General features: G+C 62.4%; 3 protein-coding genes and 1 pseudogene. All 4 read right to left on the minus strand.

Translation table 11 applies throughout. The features are described from left to right. Window positions 1-162, minus strand: a pseudogene (locus tag H7J06_RS32815) (IS3-like element IS987 family transposase); the annotation flags it as partial. A 52-nt stretch (window positions 163-214) separates the two neighbouring features. Further along, entirely contained in the window at window positions 215-1,066 is an 852-nt protein-coding gene (gene hcaB, locus H7J06_RS31555; RefSeq protein ID WP_264043902.1) for a 3-(cis-5,6-dihydroxycyclohexa-1,3-dien-1-yl)propanoate dehydrogenase, read from the minus strand. 236 nt (window positions 1,067-1,302) lie between these two features. Next, a complete protein-coding gene (gene phtC, locus H7J06_RS31560) occupies window positions 1,303-2,082 on the minus strand; it encodes a 3,4-dihydroxyphthalate decarboxylase (RefSeq protein WP_036348132.1) in 780 nt (259 codons plus the stop codon). Between the two features lie 536 nt (window positions 2,083-2,618). Then, a partial coding sequence (locus tag H7J06_RS31565) for a DODA-type extradiol aromatic ring-opening family dioxygenase (RefSeq protein WP_264043904.1) occupies window positions 2,619-3,244 on the minus strand: 626 nt, incomplete at its 5' end.

The following is a 3,244-nucleotide window of genomic DNA, read 5'->3' on the forward strand; positions in this document are numbered from 1 at the left end:
AACCCATTTGCGCACCGTTTCCGCAGTACCAACACCCAGCAGGTCAGCCACCCGGCCCATCGCCTCCCACTCCGAGACCGTCTCGCTGCGCAGATCGGCCACCATCTGCACCGCCCGCACCTTCAGTTCCTCCGGATACCGCCTCGATGACTTCGCTCCCACGCGCCCATCCTTCCCAACGGAAGAACTCTCCGGACACACCGGGGCGGATCACCTATGTTGACCCGACGTCGATGCGCATCGCGCCGGTGGCAAGTTCCAGCCCTCCGGACGGCTGGTTGAGGCCCCGCACGCCCAAGCCGCCGTCGCTGTTGATGACGACGCCGGTCACCGCTCGCGAGTTGTCTGCAGACGCGAGTAGCAGATACAGGCCGGCGTGATCGGCGGGCTGCTGCGCGTACTGCAATGGGTTTGTAGTACTCATCATGTCGGCGATGCCGGGCACCGATGACAACACGTCCTGACCCTGGCCGAGGTCCTCGATTCCACGCAGGCCCGTTACCGTGCCGCCTGGAGCGACGCCATTCACCCTGATCTTCGGCGCCAACTCGTAGGCCAGTTCACGCACTACGCCAACGACTGCGTGCTTGGAAGCGGTGTACAGCGGGCCGCCACCGGAGGCATAGAAGCCAGAGTTGGAGACGGTGAAGATCATGCTCGGGCCATCGCTTTTGAGGAGTTCAGGAACGGCGGCCCTGGCACCAAGGAGGTAGCCCTTTACATTGACCGCGAAGATCTCATCGAAGGCGCTGCTGAGGTCGGCTCCGTCGAAACCCACCAAAGGGGCAAAGTAATCGAAGATCCCAGCGTTGCCGACGAAGACGTCGAGCTTTCCGAACGCATCGACCGTTTCGCGCACCGCCATGACGTTGTCTGCATACGACGTCACGTCACCTGTTACCGCGATGAGCCTGCCGTCGGCGTTGCCGATGGTAGCCAGGTCGCCTTCCGAGCGATCCAGGACGCCCACGCATGCGCCCTCGGCCAAGAAACGCTCGACCACGGCCAAACCGATTCCGGCTGCCCCGCCGGTCACCAGGGCGACTTGCCCGGTCAACCAACTCAAAACTATCGTCCCTCCGGTGATGCGCAATGCTCTTGTTGCTCTGCATCTGCCCACCAGCGTCCTCGCCGCTGAATGGGGGGTCTATCCGCGCAGCGCTGTCGAAGCTCCGATTCACGCGGGTCTCGATGCTCGGGCGAGGAGAGTGCGGGGCATGTCTACGCCAATGGTCCGATGGGATCGGAAGCCGCGTCCCAGACCACCCGCGGCAATGGACATAAGCGCGTGCCCGGATGTGCCTATGAGGACCTTTTCTCCGATGGGTGACACGACAAACCATGGGTTTCGAGGCGCCCCAACTCGTGACGCCACGCGATGGTCTCGTTGAAAGCGTTACCGAGATCAGGCAGCTCTGCTGCATCAGCGTCAGGCAAATCAGCCAGAGTGCCACCCGCAGAAGCGATCTGGAGCGACAAACGCGAGATCGTGTCGACGCTGATGGCCTGTAGTACGGCCCGCTCGACGGTTTCCGCAGCACTGGTGAGGCCGTGGGCCCGAAGAACGACCACCGGCCGGTCTGCCATAGCAGCAACCATTTCCTGGGCTAGTTGCCGATTGCGCACCAATACGCCTCGCCGATAGACCGGCACGCCAGCCGCGGCGAGCCGAAAACCGGGTATGTCAAACGCTCCGACAATCGGTCGGACAGCCAGACCGGCGAGATCGGCGGCGACTACCGCCTCGGGGTGCGCATGAACCACAGCATTGACATCGCGGCGGGTGCGGAGCACTTCGGTGTGCAGTGGCAATTCGTTCGGCGGCTGGTAACCATCGTCGAGTTCTCCTTTGCCGCCCGCTGTACCGTCCAACGTGACCATCCGGATGTCCTCTGCGCTGGTGAACGCGAGCCCTCGCTCGCGCGGACCACGACATCGGATCAGCAGTCGATCTCGGTCGACGCGCAGGCTGATGTGGCCGAGGATGCCTGGCGCCAAGTCGCGCGCCGCCAGGACGCGACAGGCCAGCGCGATGGCGTGTCGTTCGGTGTCTAGCCCTGCGCCCGAAGGGGTGGAGCTCATCGCCAGCTCGGGGTTTCGGTGTCGACGCCGTCCTTGACGACGACAGCGAAGTCTGCGGATGCCTTACCCAAACTGCGATGGGCGGTGCTGGCAGCGTAAATGGCCATCCGGTTCGCCTCCTTGTCCGTTCTTATGGAGCTTGGGCTGTTGAGGCCCCGAAGCAGAAGGGCATCGTTAACCACGAGCCATCACTTCCACGCAGTTAGGCGCTGTACCTAATAGCCTTACTGTATAACAGAGATCTACTCTGTAAAACAGAGACTCTGGTTTCGGTGTGGGCCTATTGTCGCCGACAGTCCGCGCAGGCGGCGCAACAACGACATTGAGACACATACCCTTTCGCGAGCGGCGTCGCGGCGGCCCACGGTTCTGCCGGTTGACTGGGCCAGAGGGTGGGCAGACATGCCCTCGTCCCAGGGTCACGGCCGACGACATCTTCCTTCGACCGTGGGGGTTCTCAGTGCAAACGTCGAGTAGGTCTGCGGATAACCCACACACCCGCCGAATCAAATTTCGCGTGCCTCACGTTCGACGCGCTAAACAGTGACTTCGCAGTTCGTCCAGGCGACGGCCATTCCCATCAGGGCGCGGGGAATGGGCTCATAGACGCTGGCCCACGGGGTGTTGCCGCCGACTGCGCCGACGGCACATATCCATGATCTCAGCTCGATGTTGCCACTGTTGAGCAGGTCTTCGCTGGTCAGGTTACTCAGCTCAAAACCCTTTCCGGAGGAAAGAAGCTCCAGAGTGCGGTGATCGAATTCGTCGTCGATGGAGCCGTGGGCGTGTAGCCCGTGGTAGGCAGCCCATGGATAGCCGGCAGTGAAGTGTGAGAGCCCACCGGACGCGTAAAGACCTATCCTCTCGTCTGCAGGGCGGCGTGACCGCACGGCGTCGGCAATCGCGCGGCCGAGCGCGAAGCACCGTTTGGGCGACAACGACGGCACGTGAACGGCATTGAGGAATACCAACACCACCGGGATTTGGTGGTCTCCAAGGATATTGGCCACAATCTCGCCATGGGCGTGTGAGTGCAAGGTGGTCTCACGGAAATCGACAACGGTGGCGACGTCGAACCCGGCCTCGACGGTGTGCTCACTCAAGTCCTTACTGAGGTCGGGCGAACTTTTCCAAAACCGCGCGTCTGGCAAGAAGCGGTCAG

This window comes from Mycolicibacterium hodleri (assembly GCF_025822245.1).
In the GTDB taxonomy this organism is placed as follows: Bacteria; Actinomycetota; Actinomycetes; order Mycobacteriales; family Mycobacteriaceae; genus Mycobacterium; species Mycobacterium hodleri.

Coding starts and splice junctions, on each gene's coding strand:
- phtC (WP_036348132.1), bottom strand. CDS start 2,082: ATGAGCTCCACCCCTTCGGGCGCAGGGCTAGACACCGAACGACACGCC.